The organism is Brevibacillus borstelensis, assembly GCF_037834415.1.
Taxonomy (GTDB): Bacteria; Bacillota; Bacilli; order Brevibacillales; family Brevibacillaceae; genus Brevibacillus; species Brevibacillus borstelensis_A.
The window spans coordinates 1-922 of record NZ_JAUMSJ010000104.1; the positions used below are offsets into that span (position 1 = coordinate 1).

Below are 922 nucleotides of genomic sequence, written 5' to 3' on the forward strand. Positions count from 1 at the left end.
CGTCAAAGAAAAAGAAACCGCCCTTTGATAAAATGGAAGTACCACCCACCATTTACAAAAAGGAGACGGTTTCTTTGTACATTCAATATACCATGGATCAACTCTGCTTACCAATGGATTTAGAAGAGGACATCCCCGCCAATCATCTCGTTCGTGTAGTCCATGCCGCCGTCAATCGTCTCGACGACGCCATCTTCGATGCGGCTTACCCCGGTGGCGGACGTGACAGCTATCACCCCAAGATGCTCACCAAAATCATCATTTACGCTTACACCCAGCGTATCTACTCTTCGCGCCAGATTGCCAAGGCCGTCCGTGAAAACATTATGTTCATGTGGATCGCAGGCAGACAGCGTCCGGATTTTCGCACCATCAACCGGTTTCGCTCAGAACGGATGAAAACCGTGCTTGAGACCGTATTTACCGCAGTTCTTCAATTCCTGGTCGAAGAGAATTATGTACAACTGGAGCATTACTTTGTGGACGGCACCAAGATCGAAGCCAATGCGAACCGGTATACGTTTGTTTGGGGAAAAGCGGTCGTCAAGCACAAAGCCAAGCTCCAGGAGAAAGTACGAACCTTGTTCGCCACCATAGAAGAAGCCGAGAAGCAAGAAGAAGGAGAGCACGGGGGCCGAGATCTTCTCGAGTTGGGCGACTCCTCCAGCATCACAAGTGAAAAGCTGGAGCATGTCGTCAAGCAATGGGAAGAGCGCCTGCAGGAGAAACCAAAAGACAAGCCCCTACAGAAGGCGGTGCGCATCATCCGCAAGGACCTGCTTCCTCGCCTCCAAAAGTACGAGACACATGAGACGATTTTAGGCAATCGAAATAGTTACAGCAAAACGGACCATGACGCTACATTTATGCGGATGAAAGAAGACCATATGCGAAATGGCCAGCTCAAGCCTGGCTACAATGT

The 922-nt window shown here is 49.8% G+C and carries 1 protein-coding gene; it reads left to right on the forward strand.

The window, feature by feature from the left end; all coding sequences use genetic code 11:
• Nucleotides 1–74 precede the first annotated feature (74 nt).
• A partial coding sequence (locus tag Q3F21_RS27155; protein ID WP_340259714.1) for a transposase occupies nucleotides 75–922 on the forward strand: 848 nt, incomplete at its 3' end.